Source organism: Flintibacter sp. SJQ-8, from assembly GCF_054108085.1.
On the sequence record NZ_JBPJWR010000004.1, the window covers coordinates 143,752 to 167,349 of the forward strand.

Genomic DNA, 23,598 nt, shown 5'->3' on the forward strand with positions numbered 1-23,598 from the left:
TGGCGTCGGATTTTAGGGATGAGCCAAATTTTTTTGAAAAAATTTTTGGGGGCCTGTTTTGGCCTTGTGCGTTCTCTGCTGGGGATGGTACAATGAAACTATAAAAATAGCGGCAGAAAGGGGATGCGCGGTCATGGACGTGGAACTGAAATATGGCTTTCAACCGGCGGATTTTCAGCCCGCAAATCTGGAACTGGCCCGCCGAATGCTGGAGGAGCACCATCAGGCCCTGCGGGCGCTGATGAAACAGCCAGACAGCAGAGCCAAGGACCTCCGGGCCCGGCATCTGCTGTCTGTGATCGATGCTTTGGATTGGTATGTGACAAATTACGACGCCATCCGCCGTCAGTTCAACAGCGGCAAGATCGCCACCCTGTTCACCTCCCACCGGGGCGACGGGCCCTGACCCCTTGCAGGGCCGGGCAGCACGTGCTATAATCATCCCATCGGCTGGCTGATCTTTGTGCAGTTTTGCCGATGCAGTCTATGCCCCTTACGGGGACGGAAACTCGATGCCGTAGTGGTTGACGCAGTGGTTGCAGGATGCAATCTATACCCCTTACGGGGACGGAAACGTCAAGCTGCGCTTGATATCCACGAAGGTGATGGACGCAGCCTATGCCCCTTGCGAGGACGGAAACCAACAGCAGACATCGGCTGGCATATCCTTACCAGGATACGACATGCACCCCTCACGGGGACGAAAACAGCGTGTAACGGCGCGTTCCAAGGAAGATATGTCTCGGCGCAGTCTATGCCCCTTACGGGGACGGCCCTCTCAGTCACGGCTCCGCCGTGACAGCTTCCCCACGTGGGGAGCCAAGTGGCGCGCGCTCTTAACTCATCACTCATCACTCCTAACTCCTAACTCATCACGAAAAAAGCACGCTGTCCGTACAAAACGCGGACAGCGTGCTTTTTTGTCGTGTTGAATTTTAAGGTTGGGCGCTGTGGATCACGCCGCCCATGCCCAGGGCGGTCTTGATGCCCACGCCGGAATAGCCGGAGAAGAGCAGCAGGGCGTCGGCCAGCTGGCGGTGGAAGCCGGACAGGCGGTTTTCCACCACCGTCCGGCCCACAAAACCAGGGATGGCGCTGCCCTTCAGGCGATAGCTCTGGTCCCTGAGCTGAAAGCCGCGCCACCGCAGCCCCGCCGCCAGGGTCTCCACCCCCAGGCCGTCCTCGTCCTCGATGGGGCAGTCCAAAAAGCTGCCGTTCCACTTCTGCACCAGGCTCTGCATCAGGAGCCGTGTCGTCGGCAGATTCACATACTGCCCCCGGCTCTTAAAGGCGGTGGGGGTCTGAAAGCGCAGGGCGTGGCGGCCCTCCTGCCGGGCGGCCCGGGCGAACAGCTCGTCCACGTCGTGGACCCAGTCTGACCGGATGGCGGTGACGCGCAGCTCCACCCGGTCCCGCTCCAGATACAGGGATGGGACGCCCTCCAGCAGGGGGGACAAGATCTCCTCGCTGATCTCCCCCAGCAGGCTCACCGTCCAGTGCAGGGCGCCGGTCTTCTCCGCCCAGACGAACTGGCTCAGGGGGGTGACGGCGTTCTGGTGCAGCGCCGCGCCAAAGCCCTCCGGCGTCTGGGAGAGCAGGGCGGCATACAGGCGATAGCCCCACTCCGGGCCGATGGCACAGGGCCGGTCCGGCTCCAGGATCAACTGATAGCGGGTCAGCATTGCAGCATCCTCTTTAAAAAGGCCCGATAGGCCGTCCGCTGCTGGGAGATGGCGGACAGGCCCGCCCTGCGCCCCTCCTCCCGGGCCAGATAACTGCGATACACGTCCTGGGGCAGGGGCTGCTCCACGGGCTCGTCCGGGCGGCCCTCCACCAGCTGGCCATAGGGCCTGGTCTCGCTGCTGGCCAGGCGGGGGACAGTCCGGCAGACCCGGTCCAGGAAAAAGTCCAGAAAGGGCAGCTTGGCGGCCTGGAACAGGTCGGCCTCGTGGGCGAAGAACACCTGGCCGCCGCTGGAGCGGACATAGTCGGTCACGCCGTCGGTGAAGAACATGCGGTAATAGTTGATCTTCTCCGGGTTGTTGGCCTTGCCCTGGAGCTTGTTGGGCAGGTCCAGCATCAGGGACAGGCACTCATAGGCCCGCTCGTCCAGGAAGAGCTCCTCCAGGGCCTCCTCCGCCCTGGGGTCCCGGACATCGCGGGTCATGTCATCATCTGCGTCCTTCCCCCCGGTGTCGTCCAGGGAGAAAGCGCCCTCCGTGACCGTCTCCCCGTCCCGCTTCACCCGCCGCAGGCCCAGGTCCTCCCGGACCCCGTCCCGCGCCCGCAGCTTCAGGCGGCTGAGCAAAAATTTGGAGAAGGGGGACAGGGCGGGGTCAAAGCGCCGGAAGTCCTGCTCCCAAAAGTCCCCCAGGCCGTCCATCATGGACTCGCTGAGCAGATCGCACGACAGGCCCAGAAACTCCTCCAGCAGCTTCTGCTTTATGGCCGCGTGCTCCTCCCCGGCTGGGGTGGCGTACCACTCCTCCGCCAGCCGGTCCACCTGGTCCCAGGCATACTGCTTTTTCATGGGTCCGTCCTCCCTTACAAGGCCAGCACGCTGTCGATGACCTCCTTGGGGTCTTCCACGCCCCGGTCGGCCAGCATCCGCACGATCTCGTCCAGCTGCACCAGGGCCGTCATGTCATACACCCGGCCCGTCCAGGTGCTCCTGTCCCGCTCCGGGCGCTGGATCTGGCCATAGACGATGCAGGAGATGGTGGTCTGCTTCTTCACCCGATAGGCATACTGCACCGCCATCATCAGGGCGGTGGACATGGGCTTGGTGCCATAGGTCATGCAGGAGAACAGCTCGTCCCCGTCGGCGGCATAGTTCAGCAGCTTCTGGAACGTGGCCGTGTGGGTGGCCACCCGGTCATCCTCCGGCACCGTGACCACCTGCACCCCGGGGCAGACAAGCCCCTTGCGCCGGCACAGCTCCTCCACCTCGCGGCGGAACAGCTCCAGGTTCCGGTGCCCCGCCGCCAGGTCGGTGACCACGGCGATCACGGCGATCTCCTCCCCCGGCTGGGTATAGCCCTCCATGGCCGTCATGATGGGAAAGCGGGTCTTGTGGTCCAGCTGGAGCTTGGGGTTGCCCACCGCCTGATAGCAATAGGCCGAGCGCTCGTCGTCCAGGTCCTGCTGGAGCGAAATAATGGTGTAAAACTTCTTCATGGGGGTTCCTCCTTCTGGCTGCGGGATCGTTCTTACTGTGCATTATAGCATCGTTTTCCCGCCTCTGCTATGTTCATCGGCATTCCCCCGGCAAATTTCAGGGCAGACCGGCCATTTTCTGCCCGATTTTTCTCCGGCAAAAAATAATTTTCGTTTTTTTCAAAAAAGGCTTGACGTATGAAAAAAAGCTGGTATAATAATCGATGTTGCCGCAAGGCCGACCACAATTGAACACTTTTTCTCACGTGTGAACACGGAGTAGTATCGAAGTGGTCATAACGAGCACGATTGGAAATCGTGTAGCCTTCACGGGCTCGAGGGTTCGAATCCCTCCTACTCCGCCAGAAAAAAACACCACCCTTTGGGTGGTGTTTTTTTGTTGCTCTAACCCTTCACGACAAACGTGGGGTTTCCCTCTGCCATGGGGGCTATGGCGCCCTGGGGGAAGGCCAGTTCGATCCCCTCCCCGGTGAAGCAGGCGTCCCGCCAGGGGAGATTTTTCTGTACTTTTTCCCGCCAGTCCCCGTCGGGGACCCAGGCCCCGGCCCTCTGGCGCTGCTCCCCCTGGGCGATGATCTGGTCGGCCAGGCGCTTTTTCCGGCCCCGGCGTTTCCCAAGCCACTCCTCCGGGGGACAGGGCGCGCCCTCCCGCACTTTCCACACGTCCCCCCACTGCACCCGGTTCACTTTGCCGTCCCCCCGGCTCTCCCAGCCGGTCAGACGCAGACTGAGCACCCCGTCCCGCCACAGGACCTCCTCCCCCCGCAGTTCCCCCTTCCAGGGGGTGAAGGGCTGGGCGGCGGCCCGGCGCTGGGCCAGCTGAATGCAGGCGCGCCAATAGACCTCCCGCCGCCACCGCCTGCGCCAGTCCTCCGCCAGACGGGCATAGTACCGGCTGATCCACCGTCCTCCCAGCCCCGCTCCCTCCAGCTGCGGCCAGACCAGGCGGAAGGTGAGCACATTTTCCCCCTCCAGAGTCAAGGTCTCCTCCGCCTCCCGCCAGACAAGCCGGGGTTCCTCCCGGTCCTTTCTCCATTTTTTGGCCATTTTCCCGCCCTCCCAGGTGTTTTTCTTGTGTCATCCTATGTTAAATTATTTTTTCTGTGCAAAATTCGCATTTTCTGTTTACTTTCATATTTTACCGTATTAAAATAGAACCATCACCACATAGGTCGTGGATAGAAAGGAGCTTCCTTATGTCTAAATTTCTGGATAAGCCCGCCAGCGATACCCTCTACCGTGCCATCATCCTGTTGCAGACCGAGGAGGAATGCCGCAACTTCCTCCAGGACCTGTGTACGGTGTCGGAGCTGAAGGCCATGGAGCAGCGCATGGAGGTCGCCATGCTGCTGGACGACGGGCTGATCTACAGCGATATTCTGGAGCGCACCGGCGCCTCCAGCGCCACCATCAGCCGGGTCAACCGCTGCCTGCATTACGGCGCGGAGGGCTACCATACCGTCATCCCCCGGCTGAAGGGGGAGAAGGAAGAGAAATCGTGAGCAGCTATGAATTTCTGGCCGGCTGCTATGACGAGCTGACCTATGACGTGGCCTATGCCGCCTGGGCCGACTACATCGAGCGCCACTTCCGCCGGGGCATCCCCGGCAAGACCATCTTGGACCTGGCCTGCGGCACCGGCTCCCTCACCCGGGAGCTGGCCCTGCGAGGCTATGAGATGATCGGGGTGGACCTGTCCCCGGAGATGCTCGCTGAAGCGGCGGAGAAGAACCGGGACCTGGGAGAGGGCGTCATCCCCCCCATTTTCCTGTGTCAGCCCATGGAAAAGCTGGACCTGTACGGCACCATCGACGCCTGCGTCTGCTGCCTGGACAGCGTGAACTATGTCACCGACCCCAAAAAGCTGAAGCAGGCCTTTCAGCGGGTCCACACCTTCCTCCTGCCCGGGGGGCTGTTTCTCTTCGACGTGAACACGGTGGAGAAGCTCTCCGCCCTGGACGGCCAGGTCTTCCTGGACGAGACAGAGGACACCTATTGCGTGTGGCGGGCGGAGTATTCCAAGCGCAGCCGCATCTGCTCCTATTTCATGGACCTGTTCCGCCTGGACGAGGAGTCCGGCCAGTGGGAACGGGGGGAGGAGCTTCACCGGGAGCGGGCCTATACCGTGGAGGAGCTGACCGGCTTCCTCCGCCAGGCCGGGTTCCTGGGCATCAAAGTTTATGGCGACAAAAAAATGCGCGCCCCCAAACCGGGAGAGCAGCGCGTCTTTATCGTGGCCAGAAAGGACAAAAGGTCAAAGATCAATGGCAGATGAAATCGTAAGAGCAATGACGGCGGACGGCTATGTCAAGGCCGTGGCTGTCACGGGCCGGGACCTGGTGGAGCGGGCCCGGAATATCCACACCCTGCTGCCCATGGCCACCGCCGCCCTGGGCCGGACCCTGCTGGGGGCCTCTATGCTGGGGGACATGCTGAAGGAACAGAAGGGCTCCCTCACCCTCCAGATCAAGGGCGGCGGCCCCCTGGGCACGGTGCTGGCCGTGTCCGACTACGAGGGCAACGTGCGGGGCTATGTGCAGAATCCCCACGTGGAGCTGATGGAAAAGCACCAGGGCAAGCTGGACGTGGGGGCCGCCGTGGGCAGCACGGGCACTCTCACCGTCATCAAAGACATCGGCCTGAAGGAGCCCTATGTGGGCTCCATCGGCCTGTTCTCCGGGGAGATCGCCGACGACCTGGCCATGTACTTTGTGGAGAGCGAACAAATCCCCACCGCCTGCGCCCTGGGGGTGCTGGTGGGCACGGACCAGAGCGTCACTTCCGCCGGGGGCTACATCATCCAGCTCCTGCCCGGGGCCAGCGACGACATCATCGACAAGATCGAGGCGGGGGTCCACCGGGTGGGCTCCGTCAGCCACGCCCTGGAGGGCGGACTGGACGGCGAGGGCCTGCTGCGGGCCGTCCTCAGCGACTTCGATCTGGAAATTCTGGAGAAGCACCCGGTGGAGTACCGGTGCTACTGCTCCCGTGACCGAGTCACCCGGGCCCTCATCAGCATGGGCCGGGAGGAGCTGTCCTCCCTCATCCAGGACCAGGGCCAGGCCGACCTCACCTGCCAGTTCTGCGATAAAATTTATCACTACTCCAAGGAGCAGCTGGAAGAGCTGCTGGCGGAGATGTAAAAAACACAAAAAACCAGCCGAAGAACCGCACTTGCACGCTTCTCCGGCTGGTTTTCTGTTTTGATGTAAGTCTTAGGTCAGTCCCCCGCGCCGGTGGTGGTGGCCTCCAGCACGCGGTAGCGCTCCATGTCGAACACCTTGGTCATGGCCAGGGCCTCCTCCATGTCCAGGTCCACCACCTTGCCCTCCTGGGTGCCGATGATGCGGTTGCCCCGGCCCTCGGCCAGGCTCTGCACCGCCTCATAGCCCATGCGGCTGGCGGTCTCCCGGTCCCGGGCGGAGGGGGAGCCGCCCCGCTGGATGTGGCCCAGCACAGTGACCCGGGGGTCGATGCCCAGCTCCTCGTGGATGCGCTTGCCGATGTCCACGGCGCTGCCCGCGCCCTCGGCCACCACCACCATATAGTGGGTGGTGCCGGACAGGCGGGCCTGACGTATCTTCTCCACCACGTCCCGGTCAAAGTCCACGGGCCGCTCGGGGATGAGCACCGCCGTGGCACCCACGGAGATGCCCACATACAGGGCCAGATAGCCGGCGTGGCGGCCCATGACCTCCACCACCGAGCAGCGTTCGTGGGACTGCATGGTGTCCCGCAGCTTATCCACACACTCGATGGCCGTGTTGCAGGCGGTGTCAAAGCCGATGGTATAGTTGGAGCAGCCGATGTCGTTGTCGATGGTGGCGGGGACGCCCACCACCTGAAGGGTCTCCCCCTGCTCGGCCAGCTGGCGGGACAGGGCCAGGGCCCCCCGGAAGGTGCCGTCGCCGCCGATGGCCACGATGCCCTCCAGCCCCAGCAGCTTGCAGGTGGCGATGGCCTTCTCCCGGCCCTCCGGCGTCATAAACTCCTCGCTGCGGGCGGTATACAGCATGGTGCCGCCCTTGTCGATAATATGGCTGACGCTGTTGCTGTCCATGCGGATAAAGTCGTGGTTGATGAGACCGTTCCAGCCCCGGCGGATGCCGATGCACTCAATGCCCCGGTTCACCGCCGTGCGCACCACTGCCCGCACCGCCGCGTTCATGCCGGGGGCGTCGCCGCCGCTGGTCAATACGCCGATCCGTTTCACCTGGTTGCCCATGTTCAAAGGCCCTCCTTTTATGCGCTATGCAATAGGTATGCTTAGGAATCAAATACTTGCTTTCATCTTTCGCCCTCCGGCGGGAAAGGCCCCGCCCAAGGTCAGGCTAATTATGTCACTGGGCAAAAAAATTGTCAAGCGCAAAGCCATGGGGCCCAAGGCTTTCCAGCCTTTGGCCGGGCCCTGGCGAAAATTTTTTCAAAAACTTTTGGATTTTCTGTTGACAAATGGCCCAGGGTTTAGTATACTAACGAAGCCGTCGCAAGAGCGGGGCGCTTCAAGGGAGCATAGCTCAGCTGGTAGAGCACATGCCTTACAAGCATGGGGTCACAGGTTCGAGCCCTGTTGTTCCCACCACTCCTAACTTTTTAGGAACTACCTGGCTCGGTAGTTCAGTTGGTTAGAACGCCGGCCTGTCACGCCGGAGGTCGAGGGTTCAAGTCCCTTCCGAGTCGCCACTTTTTCATTTACTTTTGAGTGCTTCAAAAGTAAATATGCCTCTGTAGCTCAGTTGGTAGAGCAGGGGACTGAAAATCCCCGTGTCGCTGGTTCGATTCCGGCCGGAGGCACCAACTTCCCCAGCATTTTGTTGGGGAAGTCAAATGCGAGTGTAGCTCATCTGGTAGAGCGCCACCTTGCCAAGGTGGAGGTAGCGAGTTCGAGCCTCGTCACTCGCTCCAAATTTTTGGAGCACTCTGCGGCTCCATATGGTGCCATAGCCAAGTGGTAAGGCAGAGCTCTGCAAAAGCTCCACTCCCCAGTTCAAATCTGGGTGGCACCTCCAGAAAAAGACACGACTTTTGTCGTGTCTTTTTGCTTTTCGCTCCGGTTCTATCATAAAAGTTGGGGGCAGGTGATGAACCTGGCCCCTTCATCATGCAGAAAAGTCGATCCCGGAATGCTGTGCCTCGCTACACCTCAATGAGATGGAAGAAACAAAATCATAAAAATTTAGAAATCCCATGCAATAAATCGTCCTTTCCGTGCATTACACGGATGACAGGAGATGGAAGTCAATGCTCAGCTTGCTGATGACAACCGAATATGCTCCGGCAGAGGATCGGTACGAGCTGCAGCAGATGCTGATCCACATTGCCGGCGGAGAGCACGAAGCCCTGGCAGAACTGTACCGGCGCACGCGGACGGCGGTGTACGGCCTTGCACTTTCCTACCTCAAAAATGCGCATGATGCACAGGATCTCACACAGGACGTGTATGTGCAGGTGTGGGACTGCGCAGGGCAGTACCGTCCCACCGGCTCGCCGATGGGCTGGCTGCTGACCGTGTGCCGCAACCTGTGCCTGATGCGTCTGCGGCGTGAGGAACATCATGCTGCGCTCAGCGAGGCGGAATGGGACGCCCTTCCCGCGCAGGAATGCGGTTTGGACACCGACGAACGCATTCTTTTGCAGCATGCGCTGGCAAGCCTCGCTGACGGGGAACGGCGCATTGTACTGCTCCACGCCGTTACGGGCCTGAAGCACAGGGAGATCGCGGCGCTGCTGGAGCTTTCACTTCCTACCGTCCTGTCAAAATATCACAGAGCATTGAAAAAGATGCGAGCTTACGTAGAAGGAGATGGCGCCAAATGACCAGCGAAAAGCTAGAGCAGCGTCTGGCCTCGGCGGTCGAAAAGACCGCACCGAACGACGTGAACGGCGTTCTCTCCCGCTGTGAAGAGCGGAAAGGAACGGTGATCCCCATGACGGCAAAGAAAACGACAAAGAGAAAATGGACCACGCTTGTAGCCGCCTGCCTTGCTGTGATGCTGCTTGGCGGCGGAGGGCTGTTCTACCAACAGGCGAATGCGGTCGCGTCCGTGGTATCTCTGGATGTGAATCCGAGCATCGAACTGAAGGTGAATCGAAGCGAAAAGGTCCTTGTCTGCACGCCGCTCAACGAGGACGCGAAAGCTATCCTTGCGGATATGGGCAACGGCGCGGATCTCAAGGGCGCGAAGCTCGATGTGGCGGTGAATGCTATCGTGGGCAGCCTTGTGCGAAACGGCTACCTCAATAGCATTTCCTCCGCCATCATGATCTCGGTGGAGGACAAGGATACCGCTCGCGCAGAAAAACTCCAGCGCGAGCTGACCAGCACCGTGGATGGTGTTTTGCAGACAAGCGAATCGAGGGCGTCCGTCCTGACGCAGACGCTTACGCAGGACGCGGGACTTACGCAGCAGGCGCGGGAAAACAGCATTTCGACCGGAAAGGCGGCGCTGGTGAACCGTGTGCTTGCACTCAACGCCACGCTGAAGTTTGACGCGCTGGCAAAGCTCTCGGTGGAAGAGCTCAAGGACCTCGCCGAAGCGGGCGCACCTGCCATGCCGATCGGTATGGATGCAGCCCGCAGTGCTGCGGAGGAGTATGCCGGAACGACGGCAATGGACTCCGTCACGGCGGAGGTCGATCCCGAGCTCGACGAATCCCCTGCACACTACGAAGTAGAGCTGCAAACGGCACGGGGCGAGTTCAAGTATCTAGTGGATGCCTACACAGGGAAGGTGCTCAGCGGGCAGAAAGATTTATTGGCTGCCGTTTCCGCATCGAATGAAACGACGAAGCCCTCTGATCAAAAGCCCGCGCCGTCCGGAACGGTGCAGGATATCGGCTACGCCAAGGCAAAGTCCATCGCCCTGAACCATGCGGGCTTGCGTGAAAATCAGGCGTATGACATGGACATTGAGCTGGACGACGAGGACGGAACGCTCATCTACGAGGTTGAGTTCAAATCCGGCAATATGGAATATGACTACGAGATCGACGCGGCCTCCGGCGCGATTCTCAAGCATGAGACAGAGCTGGACGACTGATCTGATTATGCAATAAGGGGACGGCTCCCATGATCTTGAGATCACGGGAGCCGTCCCCTTACATATTTTTCAAATCGATGACACGTATTCCCCGATGAACGAGATGGCGGCGCCTACGGCGGCGGATTCTACTTTGGCTTTGCACACAGAGACATAGTCGGCGTTTTGGATGAAGGGGTCCATGGCGGCCAGTTTGGCGCACAGGGTGTCCAGATAGCCGTCCAGGCGCTGGCCGATCTGGCCGCCCAGGACTACCTTGCAGTCATAGAGCATATGAATATTGTGGATAAGCTGTGCCAGATAGTTCAGATACTCCTGCCACAGGTCCCGGGCGTCCCGGTCTCCCCCCTCCAGCCGGAGGAAAAACTCCGCCAGGTCGCCGCCGGTGAGCTTTACCAGAGGCTTTGCCGAGCAATAGCAGTCCGCGCAGCCGAAGCGCCCACAGTAGCAGGGCTTGCCGTTTTGCACCAGCTGGGTGTGGCCCACCTCGCAGCTGCGGCAGTTGTCCCCGTTGTACAGATCGCCGTTGACGAACACCGCCCCGCCGATACTGTTGCTGAGCATGAGATAGAAGAAGTCCCCGTGGTCCGGGCAGGCCCAGCTCTCGGCAAAGGCAGAGGTGTCTGTATCGTGGCACAGCCGCACCGGGAAGGGGATATACTCCGCGAAGTCCCCGGCGAACAGCTCATCCGTCCCGCCCAGGGCTTTGCAATAATAGCTGTGTGTCCCGTCTTTTTCCGTGAGACAGGGCACGCTGATGCCCACGCCCAAAACGTGGGAGGTGTTCAGCCCGGCATTGAGGACCAGGTCGTCCACCAGCCGCCCCAGCTGCCGGTAATAATCCGCCGTGCGGACGAAGGGGACCTTCAGCCGCTTTCGGGCTAAGATATGTCCACATAGATCCACCGCCACGGCGGCCACCTCGTGGGGCGTCACATCCAGGCCGATGGCCGTTCTGAAATCGTTCACCGATGTATAGGTCTTGGCCCGGCGGCCCCCGGTCTTGGTCTGCTGCCCCGCCTGGCAGATCAGCCCGTCCTCCGTCAGCTCGTTCAGGTTCTGCACCACCGTGGGCAGGCTGAGATTCAGCTGCATGACGATATCCCGGCGGGAGCACGCCCTGCCGCTTCGCAGCAGATTGTAGATCCTGCGCCGGTTCGTCCGCTTTAAGTCTATTGCCACCGTTTTGACGGAACTGCTCTCCTCAGAATTCAAATCGATCCCATCCACTCTTTTGTTTTATAAAACCAATTATATTTTGTTTTATAAACCTGTCAACGAATTAAAGCAAAAGTCCGATTTTTCTACGGACTGAACAAATGAAACGCGCAATGTTTGGTGGTTTTAATTATATTGACAGATATAGTAATAAGGGGTATAGTAAATATGTAATGTAAAGTTAAATTATAAAATGATTTTATATCTAAAACGACGGACTACGACAGCGCGGCCCTCAGGCGGCGCGGTAATAACTGGAGTGTTTGTGATATGTATCTGATCGGACTGGATAACGGCGGCACCTCTACCAAGGCCGCGGTTTTCGACGTAAACGGCAACGAGGTGGCCACTGCTGGCCGCCACACCAAGCTCATTACCCCCAAGCCCGGTTATACCGAGCGGGACATGGAGGAGCTCTGGCTGGCCAACTGCGCCTGCGTGCGGGAGGCCCTGGAGAAGGCCGGGATCGACGGCAAGGACGTTCTGGGCATCGCGGTGTGCGGCCACGGCAAGGGCATGTACGCCTGGGGCAAGGACAACAAGCCCGCCTACAACGGCATCATCTCCACCGACAATCGGGCCTGGAAGTACACGAAAAAGTGGTATGAGGACGGCACTTATGAAGCGCTGCACCCCCAGCTGTGTCAGGAGTTCATGGCCTGCCAGCAGACCGCTCTGCTGGCCTGGTTCAAGGATCACCTGCCTGAGGTCTATCACAACATCCAGTACGTCTTCTCCGTAAAGGACTACATCCGCTTCCGTCTCACCGGCGAGGCCTTCTGCGAGGCCACCGACATCTCCGGCTCCGGTCTGATGGACGTGAAGAACGCCCGGTTTGACCGCTCCATTCTGGAGAAGCTGGGCATCGGCGAGGCCTTTGACATGCTGGCCCCCATCCGCTATTCCTATGACCTGTGCGGCAAGATCAACGCCGAGGCCGCCAAGCTCACCGGTCTGCCGGAGGGCACCCCCGTGGCCGGCGGCATGTTCGACATCGACGCCTGCGCCGTGGCCGCCGACATCACCACCCCCGAGGAGCTGGTGACCATCGCCGGTACCTGGAGCATCAACGAGTTTATTTCCGACCATCCCATTATGGATGGGAACATCTCCCGCAACTCCCTGTTCGCCATCCCCGGCTACTATCTGGCCGAGGAGAGCAGCGCCACCTCCTCCGGCAACCTGGAGTGGTTCCTGGACACCTGCATGAAGGACGTGAAGCTGCCTGAGGGCGAGGACCTGTACAGCTATGTGAACCGGCTGGTGGACGAGGTCCCCCCGGAGGACTGCAACGTCTATTATCTCCCCTTCCTGTACGGTTCAAACGCCCACCCCCTGGGCAAGGCGGCTTTCGTGGGTCTGACCAACTTCCACGGCACGGCCCACATGCTGCGGGCCGTATACGAGGGCGTGGCCTTCTCCCACCGCCGCCACATTGAAAAGCTGCTGGCCTCCCGCCAGCCGCCCGAGGCCATCCGCATGGCGGGCGGTCCCGTGCAGTCCAAGGTGTGGGTGCAGCTGTTCGCCGATGTGCTGGGCTTCCCCATCGAGACGGTGGACGCCAAGGAGCTGGGCGCGCTGGGCTGTGCCATGGCCGCCGCCATCGCCGCCGGTGTCTATAAGGACTACAAGGACGCAGCCAAGCACATGGTCCGCGTGAGCAGTCGGGTCTATCCCAACCCTGACCGCATTGATATCTACAACAAGAAGTTCGAGCGCTACATGGCCGTCAGCGACGCGCTGGACACCGTGTGGGAGAAGTTCGAGGTCTGATAAAATAGGTAACTCTCAAATTTACAGCTATAGATCTAGGAGGAAATGAGTTATGGCAGTAAAAGGAAGCATTCCCAAGACGATGAAGGCCCTGGTGGCCTACAGCAAGGACGACTACCGTCTGGAGCTGGAGTACCCCACCCCCGAGTGCGGGCCCGACGACATCATCATCAAGACTGAGGCCTGCGGCGTGTGCGCCGGTGACCTGAAGTGCAAGCACGGCGCGGCCATGTTCTGGGGCGACGACGTGCAGCCCTCCTGGGTCAAGCCCCCCTTCATCCCCGGCCACGAGTTCTTTGGCCGCATCGTCCAGATGGGCGAGAACGTCACCGGCTATGAGCTGGGTGACCGCATCACCGCCGACCAGATCGTCCCCTGCGGCAAGTGCCGCTTCTGCAAGGACGGCCACTACTGGATGTGCCAGCCCCACGACATGCTGGGCTATCAGTATTACAACAACGGCGGCATGGCCGAGTATGTCCGCTATCCCAAGACCTGCGTCATCAGCCGCGTGCCCGATGAGATGAGCCTGGAGCAGGCCGCCCTGATCGAGCCCTATGGCTGCTCTAAGCACGCCGTGGACCGCGCCAACATCTCCAACGAGGACGTGGTGGTCATCTCCGGCGCCGGCACCCTGGGCCTGGGCATGATCACCTATGCCCGCATGAAGAACCCCAAGCTGCTGATCGTGCTGGACATGCAGCAGAACCGCCTGGACAAGGCCAAGGAGTTCGGCGCTGACCTGGTGTTCAACCCCGGCGAGTGCGACATCGACAAGGAGATCAAGGCCCTCACCGACGGCTACGGCTGCGACATCTACATCGAGGCCACCGGCAACCCCGCCAGCGTCATCCAGGGTCTGACCATCATCCGTAAGCTGGGCACCTTCGTGGAATTCAGCGTGTTCGGCAAGGAGACCACCGCTGACTGGTCCATCATCGGCGACCGCAAGGAGCTGAACATCCTGGGTTCCCACCTGAGCCCCTATGCCTATCCCTTTGTCATTGAGAACATGCTCAAGGGCAACCTGAAGACCGACGGCGTGGTCTCTCACATCTTCAAGATTGAGGAGTGGGAGAAGGCCTTTGATTACGCCACCGGCAAGTACGGCGATTTCAAGGTCGCCTTCAAGTTCGACTGAATCTCGGACCTAAAGCGATCAGCACTCCCCCGGCAACTTCCCCGGCACATCCATTGAGTGAGACAATCGTCTTACGTTCTATCGTTCTCATGCGCGAAAGCGTGGAGATAAACAGAAATCAGATGATCGAAAGGAAGGAAAAAAATGAAAAAACTGCTTGCACTGGCCCTGGCCGCGTCCATGACTGTCTCTCTGGCGTCCTGCGGCAAGACCGGCGGCGACTCCGGTTCCACCGGTTCCGCCTCCTCCACCCCCGCTGCGACCGGCGAGTTCGACTGGCGTGCCTATGAGGGCACCGAGCTGAACGTGCTGTTCAGCGAGCACACCTATGCTGACGCCGTGAAGGCCAAGCTGAACGACTTCCAGGACCTGACCGGCATCAAGGTCAATCTGACCACCATGCCCGAGTCCAACTACTACGAGAAGCTGAACGTAGAGCTGGCCAGTAAGTCCGGCTCCATCGACGTGTTTATGACCGGCGCCTATCAGGCCTGGGAGTATGCCACCGCCGGCTACATGGAGCCCCTGGAGGGTTACATCGAGAACAGCTCCCTCACCTCCGCTGACTACGACTACGACGACTTCATCGACGGCGTGATCGACGCCCTGAAGTGGGACTGCGTCCCCGGCCACGCTGTGGGCACCGGCTCTCAGTGGGCTCTGCCCATGGGCTGGGAGATCAACATCCTGACCTATAACAAGCAGATCCTGGCTGACCACAACATCACTCCCCCCAAGACCGCTGAGGAGCTGCTGGCCGCCGCCACCGCTCTGAAGGAGTTCGACGGCTCCGGCACCTATGGTCTGGCTCTGCGCGGCACCGCCGACTGGGGCACCATCCACCCCGCTTACATGTCCATGTACACCACTTGGGGCGCCAAGGACTTCGAGATCGAGGACGGCAAGCTGGTGTCCAAGGTCAACTCCCCCGAGGCCATTGCTATGACCGAGTACTGGGTCAACCTGGTCAAGAACGGCTCCGCTCCCCAGTGGGCCACCTATGGCTGGGAGATGGCCGGTGCTGACCTGGGCGCCGGCAAGGCCGCTATGATGTGGGATGCCGACCGCGGCGGCTATACCCAGAACGTGGCCGGTGCTTCCGCTCAGTCCGGCAACCTGGCCTTCGGCACCGTTCCCTATCCCACCGATGCCGGCAAGACCGAGGCCGACATGAAGTCCAACCTGTGGGTGTGGTCCATGGCCATGAACTCCGCCTCTCAGAACAAGGAAGCCGCCTGGTACTTCCTGCAGTACTTCACCAGCAAGGACTTTATGCAGTGGTCCGGCACCGAGGGTGCCTGCACCGATACTCCTCGTGAGTCCGTGCTGAACAGCGACGAGTACGTCAAGTGCCTGTCCGACGCCGAGGGCTACTACGAGGCCTTCAACACCGTGAAGGACACCGCCAGCATCTACTTCACCGCTCAGCCCTACTTCACTGAGACCACCACCGAGTGGGCCAAGACCCTTCAGGAGCTGGTCACCACCGACAAGTACAGCTCCGTGGAGGAGGCTATGAACCAGCTGGCCGATACCATGACTCAGATGGTGTCTGATCTGGACGTTGGCTAAGACGGCTCATAACATCACCTTGAACAGCAATTTCCATTAGCGAAAAGGCGGGGGGAGGGCTCTCCCCCCGCTTTCTTCAAACAACCGACTCCCTGTGTGTGATTTCTGTTTATCCGCGCCGGTGCGCTGTCCTTTCTGAAAAACTATTGTGTCCCGAGGTTATGTATTATGAGTAAAACGAAAAAAGAAAAGCTCCCGGATCTAAACCGGGTGCCCTTTAAAACGCGGGTCAGACCTTATCTGATCGTCGCTCCCTCCCTCATCATCACCATCGGTATCATGGTCCCCTTCGTTATGGCCATCTGGTACTCCCTGACCAATTTCTCCTTCAAACTGCCCACTCACAAGTTTATTGGTCTGACCAACTGGGTGAACGTGCTCTCCTCCGGCAGCACCTGGAAGGCCATTTGGGTCACGCTGCTCTATGGTGTCGCCTCCACCGTGGTGGAGATGGCTCTTGGCATGGGCGTTGCCATGCTGCTCAACAGCCTGAACAACCGCTTCTCCAAGATCATGCGGGTGGTGCTGATCTTCCCCCTGATGGTGGCTCCCGTCACCGCAACTATCGTTTGGCAACTGATGTTGAACAGCTCCGCCGGCATCGTGGAGAAGCTGTTGAACGTTTTCAATGTGTATAATTTCCCCTGGGCTTCCAGCCCCAAGACGGCCATGATGACCGTGGTCCTCATCGACGTGTGGGTGAACACCGCCTTTGTCATTCTGCTGGTGCTGGCCGGTCTTCAGTCTCTGCCCAAGTCCCCCTTCGAGTCCGCCAAGATCGACGGCGGCAGCAACTGGTTCAACTTCCGCAACCTGACCCTGCCCATGCTGCGGCCCAGCCTGTACATCGCCCTGCTGTTCCGTCTGATGGCGGCCCTGCAGGAGTACGCCGTTATCTACGCCCTGACCAAGGGCGGCCCCGGCGACGCACTGATGTCCCTGTCCCTGACCGCCTATCAGCAGGGCTTCAAATTCCAAAAGTTCGGCGCGGCCCTGCCCTATATCCTGATTTTGTGGCTTATCATCAACGTGGTGGCCAAGGAGATCGTAAAACGTCAGCGGGCCGCCCAGAAGCAGGCCGCCGGTCTGGACGAGTAAGGAGGGAATGTCAAAATGAAAACGCAGAAATTCCGTCTTTCGCGGATCGTGATGAACTTCCTGCTGCTGGTCTATGCGGTCTTCGCCATCTTCCCCCTGATCTGGATGCTGCTCATCTCCTTCAAGTCGGACACCGAGGTGTTCACCACCACCTTCCTGTTCCACCCCACCTTGAGCAACTACGCCGCGGTGCTGCTGGAGTCCAACTATGTGCAGTACATGAAGGACAGCCTGATCGTGGCCGGCGGCTCCGTGCTGGTGTCTGTGGTGGTGGGTATCCCCGCCGCCTATGCCCTGGCCCGGTATAACTTCAACCGCAAAGAGGACCTGGCCTTCCAGATCCTGTCCTTCAAGTTCGCCCCCGAGATCCTGGTGGTGCTGCCCCTGTTCATGATCTATCAGAAGATCGGCCTCTATGATACCTATCTGGGTCTCATCTGGGTGTATCAGCTCATCTGTATGCCCCTGCTCATCTGGGTGGTCCGGGGTTATTTCGAGGACATCTCCGTGGAGATCGAGTATGCCGCCCAGGTGGACGGCTATACCTGGTATCAGATCTTCTTCAAGATGCTGATGCCCCTGGTCAAGCCCGGCATCGTGGCCGCTGCCCTGCTGTCCTTCATCTTCGCCTGGAACAGCTTCACCTTCCCCCTGATCCTGGCCAGTTCCAAGGTGCAGCCCATCACCGTGGCCATCACCAAGTATCTGGGCACCGACACCGCCCACTATGGCCAGCTGGCCGTGGCGGCTACCGTGTCCGCAATACCCGCTATCGTGTTCGCGCTCTGCATCCAGAAGCATCTGGTGCGCGGCCTGAGCTTCGGCGCTGTGAAGGGATAAGGTGCGATTATGGCAAGAATTCAACTGGAAAATGTGAAGAAGAAGTTCGGCAAGGTGACCGCCCTGGACGGCGTGACCATCGACGTGAAGGACAACGAGTTCTTCGTGCTGTTCGGGCCCGCCGGTGCAGGCAAGACCACCATGCTCAACTGCATCGCCGGCATCACGCTGCCCGAGGAGGGCCTGATAAAGTTCGACGGGGAGATCATGAACCTGGTGGACCCCGCCCACCGGAACGTGGCCATGACCTTTGAGAACTACGCCCTGTACCCCCAGATGACCGTGTATGACAACATGGCCGCAGCCCTGCGCAGCAATCTCTATAAGACCGACGAGGCCACCATCAAGGAAAAGGTGTACAAGGCCGCCAAGATCATGAAGATGGAGAACCTGCTGGAGCGTCTGCCCAGCCAGCTGTCCAACGGTCAGAAGCAGCGTGTGGCCATGGGCCGCAGCCTGGTGCGCAACCCCAACGTGTTCCTGATGGACGAGCCCCTGGCCCACCTGGATGCCAAGCTGCGCAACTCCATGCGCACCGAGCTGAAGAAGATCCAGGCCGATCTGGGCTCCACCTGTATCTACGTGACCCACGACTTTTTGGAGGCCATGGCCCTGGGCGACCGCATCGCCATTGTCAAGGAGGGCCGCATCGTGCAGGTGGGCTCCGGCGACGAGATCTATTACCTGCCCTGCAACAAGTTCGTGGCCCAGCTGATGGGCGAGCCCCAGATCAACATCATCGCCGGTAAGATGATGGTAAACGGCAGTCAGCGCCAGTTCGTCATCAACGTCCTGGGCCAGGAGGTGGCCCTCCCCATGCCCGAGGATGCCCCCCTGTTCGCCAAGCTGGACCAGCTGGGCGAGGTCTCTCTGGAGATGGGTCTGCGGCCCCAGAACATCGCCTATCGCTTCGAGCCTGCCGAGGGCTATTTCAAGGCCACCGTCTACAGCTACGAGAGCATCGGCAACAAGTCGGTCATCGTGGCCGAGTGCGGCGGCTATCAGGTGCGGATGATCGCGCCCAACGGCCTGCACGTGGACATCGACCAGGCGGTCTATGTCAAGCCCGACGTGGGCCACGCCATGTTCTTTGACGGACAGAGCGAGAACTTTGTCGGGCGCTATGCCGAGGCGGATTACCGCGCCCTGGCCAACGAGGAGGCGTAAGTTATGGCTGGTTTGACGTTAAGCCATCTCTACAAGAGATATGAAAACAGCGGCAAGAAGAAAAAGACGGTGAACGATTTCGCCGTAAAGGACCTGAACCTGGAGTGTGAGCAGGGCGAGTTTGTGGCCTTCCTGGGCCCCTCCGGCTGCGGCAAGACCACCACCCTGCGGATGATCGCCGGTCTGGAGGACATCACCGACGGCGACATCTACATCGGGGACCGCCGGGTGAACGACCTGCACCCCAAGGACCGCCACATCGGCCTGGCCTTTGAGGACTACGCCATGTATCCCCCCCTGACCGTGTATGACAACGTGGCCTTCAACCTGCGGGCCAAGGGCGTGGACAAGGCGGAGATCGACCGCCGGGTGCGGGAGATCGCCCCCCTGATGCAGATCGACGACCTGCTGGACAAGATGCCCGTCAAGCTCTCCGGCGGCCAGAAGCAGCGTGTGAACATCGCCCGCGCCATCATCCGCGAGCCCGAGCTGCTGCTGATGGACGAGCCTCTGTCCCACCTGGACGGCAAGGCCCGCCAGGCCATGCGTACCGAGATCAAGCGTCTGATCCACAAGATCAAGTGTACCACCGTCTACGTCACCCACGACCAGCTGGAGGCCATGTCCCTGGCCGACAAGATCGCCGTTATCAACTTCGGCGTGCTCCAGCAGTACGGCACCCCCGCCGAGGTGTATGACGACCCCGTGAACGAGTTTGTGGCCTCCTTCATCGGCGACCCCCCCATGAACATTCTGGAGACCACCACCGTGAAGATCGACAACGACTTCTTCTTCACCTTTAAGGACAGCGACCTGAAGATCGCCGTGCCCAAGCGGTATTACAGCGTGGTCAGCGACGGCTTCCGGTGCAAGATGGGCGTGCGGCCCATGGACGTGCTGGTGGGCGGCGCGGACTCTCAGGGCACCCCCGAGAAGATCACCACCTTCGAGAATCTGGGCGACGAGCGGCGCATCGGTATCAGCGTGGGCGAGTCTCTGCTGATGCTCATCACCTCTGACGAGACCCGCTATCACGCCGGTGACGTCATCAAGCTGGAGGTCCGGGGCGACAAGACCCACCTGTTCGACCTGGAGACCGGCGCGCGCATCAAAGAGAAGTAAGGAGCAAGTGTTATGACGACTTTTGCGACCATTTTATCCGTAGTCATCCTGCTTGTCCTGGCCTGGCAGATCTGGGGCTCCATCTGGAACATCATCGCGATCTTCCTTGGCCTGTTCAAGGAGTAAATACGTCTGACAAATCTGCAAGGGGTCCCGGTCTCCCGGACCTCTTGCAGATTTTGTCCCATTTCGGCCTGATATGGGCCGACCCATTTTGAAAATAAGCAAAGAGGGATTTCTTTTGTATCAAGATCTTCAATATCAGGCCGTCATCGACCTGATCCACTCCACCCGCGCCCTGGTGCTGGACCGGCACAAGGCCGAGGACATCACCCAGAAGGGCCGGTCTGACTTTGCCACCGCCGTGGACTACGAGGTCCAGACCTATATGCAGACCAAGCTCCACAAGCTGTATCCCGACGTCCAGTTCTTTGCCGAGGAGAACCACATGCAGCACGTGGACCCCGCCCGGCCCTATTGGATCTTAGACCCCATCGACGGCACCACCAACCTGATCCACGACTGCCACCAGAGCTGCGTAGCCCTGGCCCTGTGGGACGGGGAGAAGCTGGTGTTCGGCTGCTGCTATAACCCCTTCCGGGAGGAGACCTTCGTGGCCGAGCTGGGCAAGGGGGCCTATCTCAACGGCCAGCCCATCCACGTCAGCGACATGAGCGAGATGGAAAAGGCCCTGGTCATCGTGGGCACCTCCCCCTATGAGCGGGAGAAGACGGACCGGGTGTTCGACATGGTCAAGCGCATCTTCCAGCGCAGCGCCGACATCCGCCGCCTGGGCAGCGCGGAGCTGGACCTGTGCTGGGTGGCCTGCGGACGGGCCGACTGCTATGTGGAGTATAACCTGAAGCCCTGGGACTACGCCGCCGGGAGCGTCATCCTGCACGAGGCCGGGGGCAAGCTGTCCGACTGCGCCGGGCAGGACCCAAAGCTGCCCTTCAACAGCGACATCTGCTGCTCCAACGGCCTGCTCCAGGCAGAGTTTCTGGACATCGTCCAGGACCCTGCTTAACATACGGGCTTAAAATCCCCAACAAGGGAGGAAACGACTGTGAAAAAATATTTAGGCGTGGAGCTGGGCTCCACCCGCATCAAGGGCGTGGTCATCGACGAGAGCTTTGCCCCCGTGGAGTCCGGGGACTTTGAGTGGGAGAGCACCTATGACCACGGCATCTGGACCTATGACCTGGCGGACGCCCGGGAGGGCCTGTGCCAGGTACTCAGCCAGCTGAAGGACCGGGAAGGCCTGGCCGCCGCCGGCATCTCCGGCATGATGCACGGCTATCTGGCCTTTGACAAGGACTGGAACCTGCTGGTGCCCTTCCGCACCTGGCAGAACACCATCACCGCCGACGCGGCGGAGCAGCTCACCCAGCTGTTCCAGTTCAACGTGCCCCAGCGGTGGAGCATCGCCCACCTGTATCAGGCCATTCTGAACGGTGAGCCCCACGTGGGCCAGATCGCCCACATCACCACCCTGTCCTCCTATGTCCACTATATGCTCACCGGGGAAAACGTGGTGGGCGTGGGCGAGGCCTCCGGCATGTTCCCCATCGACAGCGCCACCGGCGACTGGAACGAGGAGATGCTGAAAAAGTTCGAGACCCTCACCCAGGACCAGCCCTGGAACATCCGGGACGTGCTGCCCCGGGTGCTGCTGGCCGGTCAGGACGCAGGCCGCCTGACGGCGTCCGGTTCCGCCTGGGTGAAGGGCCTGCTGCCCGAGGGGCTGCCCTTCGCGCCCCCGGAGGGCGACGCGGGCACCGGCATGGTGGCCACCAACGCCGTGGCCCCCCGCACGGGCAACGTGTCCGCCGGTACTTCTATTTTTGCCATGGTGGTGCTGGAAAAACCCCTGAGCAAGGTCTATACTGAGATCGACGTGGTCACAACCCCCTCCGGCAAGGACGTGGCCATGGTCCACTGCAACAACTGCACCTCTGACATCAACGCCTGGATCGGTCTGCTGCGGGAGACCCTGGGCCTGTTCGGCTGCAACGTGTCCGCGGGCGAGGTCTTCACCAAGCTCTATCAGAAGAGCTTGGAGGGGGAGGCCGACTGCGGCGGCGTGCTGGTGTATAACTACATGGCCGGCGAGGGCATCACCCACCTGGACGCGGGCCGCCCCCTGGTGGTGCGCAAGCCGGACAGCCATTTCAGCCTGGCCAACTTCATGCGCAGCAGCGTCTATGCGGAGATCGCCACCATGCGCCTTGGCATGGACATCCTGGCCGAGGAGCACGTGAAGATCGACAGCATGACCGGCCACGGCGGCATTTTCAAGACCCCCGGCGTGGCCCAGCGCTATCTGGCCGCCGCCTGCAACGCCTCCATCACCTGCATGGAGACCGCCGGAGAGGGCGGCCCCTATGGCATCGCCCTGCTGGCCGCCTTTATGGACGAGCATGAGCTGCCCCTGGAGGAGTTCCTGCGCCAGCGGGTCTTTGTCCACGCCAAGATCACCACGGCCCAGCCCGACCCCGCCGAGGTGGAGGGCTTTGCCCGCTATCTGGCCGCCTATGACAAGGGGCTGGACGTGGAACGGACCGCGGTGGAAAAAATCTGACAGGGAGAGATCACCTTGGGAAACAAGAAATATCACATCGGCCTCTACGAAAAGGCCATGCCCTCCGCTCTGAACTGGGAGGAGAAGCTCCAGTGCGCCCGGGACTGCGGCTATGACTTTGTGGAGATCAGCATCGACGAGACCGATGCCCGCCTGGCCCGGCTGGAGTGGACCGCCGAGGAGCGCGCCCAGCTGCGGGAGACCATGCAGAAGGTCGGCGTGCCCATCCGCAGCATGTGCCTGTCCGGCCACCGGAAGTATCCCTTCGGGGCCAGCGACCCCGCCGTGCGCCAGCGCAGCCTGGAGATCATGGAAAAGGCCATTCAGCTGGCCGACGACCTGGGCATCCGGGTCATCCAGCTGGCGGGCTATGACGTGTACTATGAGGAGGGGTCTGAGCAGACCCGAAAAGATTTTGCCGAAAATCTGAAAAAGGCGGTGGAGATGGCCGCCGTCCACGGGGTGGTCCTGGGCTTTGAGACCATGGAGACCGAGTTTATGAACACCGTGGCCAAGAGCATGAAGTATGTCGACCTCATCGACAACCCCTATCTGGGCGTCTATCCCGACGTGGGCAACCTGACCAACGCCGCTAAGACATACGGCACCAGCGTGCTGGACGACCTGGAGACGGGCCGGGGCCACTTAGTTGCCATGCACCTGAAGGAGACCGTCCCCGGTAAGTTCCGGGAGATTCCCTTCCTCACCGGCCACGTGGACTTCCCCGCCGTCATCCGCAAGGGGTGGCAGCTGGGGGTGCGCCGCTTCGTCACCGAGATGTGGGACACCGGCAAGCCGGAATGGAAAGAGGACATCTGCTTCGCCCATGACAAGATGAGCGAGATTCTGGACACAATGGAGTGAGCGAT

General features: G+C 60.5%; 22 protein-coding genes and 6 tRNA genes. 22 read left to right on the top strand and 6 right to left on the bottom strand.

The genetic code is table 11. The annotated features are described in order from the left end of the window. The first annotated feature begins 133 nt into the window (after positions 1–133). Positions 134–406, top strand: a complete 273-nt coding sequence (locus tag ACSAMP_RS01695; RefSeq protein WP_457799292.1) for a hypothetical protein — start codon at positions 134–136, stop codon at positions 404–406. A gap of 529 nt (positions 407–935) precedes the next feature. On the opposite strand, the gene cas6 is transcribed toward ACSAMP_RS01695, so the two are convergent. From cas6 to ACSAMP_RS01710, 3 genes are read right to left on the bottom strand one after another with little or no spacing between them, the layout of a single operon-like run. Further along, on the bottom strand, positions 936–1,682 hold the full coding sequence (cas6, locus tag ACSAMP_RS01700) for a CRISPR system precrRNA processing endoribonuclease RAMP protein Cas6 (protein ID WP_441796231.1): 747 nt from the start codon (positions 1,680–1,682) through the stop codon (positions 936–938). Further along, positions 1,676–2,530, bottom strand: a complete 855-nt coding sequence (locus tag ACSAMP_RS01705; protein WP_457799293.1) for a hypothetical protein — start codon at positions 2,528–2,530, stop codon at positions 1,676–1,678. The genes cas6 and ACSAMP_RS01705 overlap by 7 nt, the downstream gene beginning before the upstream one ends. A 14-nt stretch (positions 2,531–2,544) precedes the next feature. Continuing rightward, a complete protein-coding gene (locus tag ACSAMP_RS01710) occupies positions 2,545–3,177 on the bottom strand; it encodes a TM1812 family CRISPR-associated protein (RefSeq protein WP_457799294.1) in 633 nt (210 codons plus the stop codon). 255 nt (positions 3,178–3,432) lie between these two features. Here ACSAMP_RS01710 and ACSAMP_RS01715 point away from each other — a divergent pair. After that, positions 3,433–3,521: transfer RNA gene (locus ACSAMP_RS01715), tRNA-Ser, on the top strand. Between the two features lie 40 nt (positions 3,522–3,561). On the opposite strand, the gene ACSAMP_RS01720 is transcribed toward ACSAMP_RS01715, so the two are convergent. Further along, positions 3,562–4,224, bottom strand: a complete 663-nt coding sequence (locus ACSAMP_RS01720; RefSeq protein WP_457799295.1) for an RsiV family protein — start codon at positions 4,222–4,224, stop codon at positions 3,562–3,564. A gap of 149 nt (positions 4,225–4,373) precedes the next feature. Between ACSAMP_RS01720 and ACSAMP_RS01725 the strand changes: the two genes are divergently transcribed. The 3 genes from ACSAMP_RS01725 to hslO are packed head-to-tail and all read left to right on the top strand — an operon-like array spanning position 4,374 to position 6,320. After that, positions 4,374–4,679, top strand: a complete 306-nt coding sequence (locus tag ACSAMP_RS01725; RefSeq protein ID WP_457799296.1) for a YerC/YecD family TrpR-related protein — start codon at positions 4,374–4,376, stop codon at positions 4,677–4,679. Then, positions 4,676–5,452 (top strand): class I SAM-dependent DNA methyltransferase, encoded by a 777-nt coding sequence (locus ACSAMP_RS01730; RefSeq protein WP_457799297.1) that lies wholly within the window; start codon positions 4,676–4,678, stop codon positions 5,450–5,452. Before ACSAMP_RS01725 ends, ACSAMP_RS01730 begins: the two co-directional genes overlap by 4 nt. Further along, entirely contained in the window at positions 5,442–6,320 is an 879-nt protein-coding gene (hslO, locus tag ACSAMP_RS01735) for an Hsp33 family molecular chaperone HslO (protein ID WP_457799298.1), read from the top strand. Before ACSAMP_RS01730 ends, hslO begins: the two co-directional genes overlap by 11 nt. Positions 6,321–6,397: 77 nt before the next feature. Here the strand turns inward: hslO and pfkA are convergent, their stop codons facing one another. Next, complete coding sequence (pfkA, locus tag ACSAMP_RS01740; protein WP_457799299.1) at positions 6,398–7,402, bottom strand: 6-phosphofructokinase; 1,005 nt, start codon at positions 7,400–7,402, stop codon at positions 6,398–6,400. A 281-nt stretch (positions 7,403–7,683) separates the two neighbouring features. On the opposite strand from pfkA, the gene ACSAMP_RS01745 reads away from it, so the two are divergent. The 7 genes from ACSAMP_RS01745 (at position 7,684) to ACSAMP_RS01775 (ending at position 10,217) form a co-directional block, all read left to right on the top strand. Beyond that, positions 7,684–7,759: transfer RNA gene (locus ACSAMP_RS01745), tRNA-Val, on the top strand. Between the two features lie 24 nt (positions 7,760–7,783). Further along, positions 7,784–7,860: transfer RNA gene (locus ACSAMP_RS01750), tRNA-Asp, on the top strand. Between the two features lie 38 nt (positions 7,861–7,898). After that, positions 7,899–7,974, top strand: a tRNA-Phe gene (locus ACSAMP_RS01755). Positions 7,975–8,006: 32 nt separating this feature from the next. Continuing rightward, positions 8,007–8,082 (top strand) — tRNA-Gly (locus tag ACSAMP_RS01760). A gap of 29 nt (positions 8,083–8,111) precedes the next feature. After that, positions 8,112–8,186 (top strand) — tRNA-Cys (locus tag ACSAMP_RS01765). A 232-nt stretch (positions 8,187–8,418) separates the two neighbouring features. Then, positions 8,419–8,994 (top strand): RNA polymerase sigma factor, encoded by a 576-nt coding sequence (locus tag ACSAMP_RS01770; RefSeq protein WP_457799300.1) that lies wholly within the window; start codon positions 8,419–8,421, stop codon positions 8,992–8,994. Then, positions 8,991–10,217: an anti-sigma-I factor RsgI family protein gene (locus ACSAMP_RS01775; protein ID WP_457799301.1), complete on the top strand. Its 1,227-nt coding sequence runs from the start codon at positions 8,991–8,993 to the stop codon at positions 10,215–10,217. Before ACSAMP_RS01770 ends, ACSAMP_RS01775 begins: the two co-directional genes overlap by 4 nt. 69 nt (positions 10,218–10,286) lie before the next feature. On the opposite strand, the gene ACSAMP_RS01780 is transcribed toward ACSAMP_RS01775, so the two are convergent. Next, positions 10,287–11,432, bottom strand: a complete 1,146-nt coding sequence (locus ACSAMP_RS01780; RefSeq protein ID WP_457799302.1) for an ROK family transcriptional regulator — start codon at positions 11,430–11,432, stop codon at positions 10,287–10,289. A 273-nt stretch (positions 11,433–11,705) separates the two neighbouring features. Here ACSAMP_RS01780 and ACSAMP_RS01785 point away from each other — a divergent pair, with 273 nt between their 5' ends. The 10 genes from ACSAMP_RS01785 (at position 11,706) to ACSAMP_RS01830 (ending at position 23,593) form a co-directional block, all read left to right on the top strand. Then, on the top strand, positions 11,706–13,208 hold the full coding sequence (locus ACSAMP_RS01785) for an FGGY-family carbohydrate kinase (protein ID WP_457799303.1): 1,503 nt from the start codon (positions 11,706–11,708) through the stop codon (positions 13,206–13,208). 52 nt (positions 13,209–13,260) lie between these two features. After that, positions 13,261–14,349, top strand: coding sequence for an alcohol dehydrogenase catalytic domain-containing protein (locus tag ACSAMP_RS01790; protein ID WP_457799304.1), 1,089 nt, complete (start codon positions 13,261–13,263; stop codon positions 14,347–14,349). A gap of 144 nt (positions 14,350–14,493) precedes the next feature. Beyond that, positions 14,494–15,921, top strand: a complete 1,428-nt coding sequence (locus tag ACSAMP_RS01795; protein WP_147560491.1) for an extracellular solute-binding protein — start codon at positions 14,494–14,496, stop codon at positions 15,919–15,921. 168 nt (positions 15,922–16,089) lie between these two features. Beyond that, complete coding sequence (locus tag ACSAMP_RS01800) at positions 16,090–17,019, top strand: carbohydrate ABC transporter permease (RefSeq protein WP_457799305.1); 930 nt, start codon at positions 16,090–16,092, stop codon at positions 17,017–17,019. Positions 17,020–17,034: 15 nt separating this feature from the next. Beyond that, positions 17,035–17,859: a carbohydrate ABC transporter permease gene (locus tag ACSAMP_RS01805; RefSeq protein WP_147560496.1), complete on the top strand. Its 825-nt coding sequence runs from the start codon at positions 17,035–17,037 to the stop codon at positions 17,857–17,859. A 9-nt stretch (positions 17,860–17,868) separates the two neighbouring features. Beyond that, positions 17,869–19,026 carry an ABC transporter ATP-binding protein gene (locus ACSAMP_RS01810; RefSeq protein ID WP_147560498.1) on the top strand — a complete coding sequence of 386 codons (1,158 nt, stop codon included), beginning with the start codon at positions 17,869–17,871 and terminating at the stop codon, positions 19,024–19,026. Between the two features lie 3 nt (positions 19,027–19,029). Then, a complete protein-coding gene (locus ACSAMP_RS01815) occupies positions 19,030–20,148 on the top strand; it encodes an ABC transporter ATP-binding protein (protein ID WP_441796247.1) in 1,119 nt (372 codons plus the stop codon). A gap of 241 nt (positions 20,149–20,389) precedes the next feature. Continuing rightward, positions 20,390–21,175 (top strand): inositol monophosphatase family protein, encoded by a 786-nt coding sequence (locus ACSAMP_RS01820; protein WP_457799306.1) that lies wholly within the window; start codon positions 20,390–20,392, stop codon positions 21,173–21,175. A 39-nt stretch (positions 21,176–21,214) separates the two neighbouring features. Beyond that, on the top strand, positions 21,215–22,729 hold the full coding sequence (locus ACSAMP_RS01825; protein ID WP_457799307.1) for a xylulokinase: 1,515 nt from the start codon (positions 21,215–21,217) through the stop codon (positions 22,727–22,729). Positions 22,730–22,744: 15 nt separating this feature from the next. Beyond that, entirely contained in the window at positions 22,745–23,593 is an 849-nt protein-coding gene (locus ACSAMP_RS01830) for an L-ribulose-5-phosphate 3-epimerase (protein WP_457799308.1), read from the top strand. The last annotated feature ends 5 nt before the right edge of the window (positions 23,594–23,598 follow it).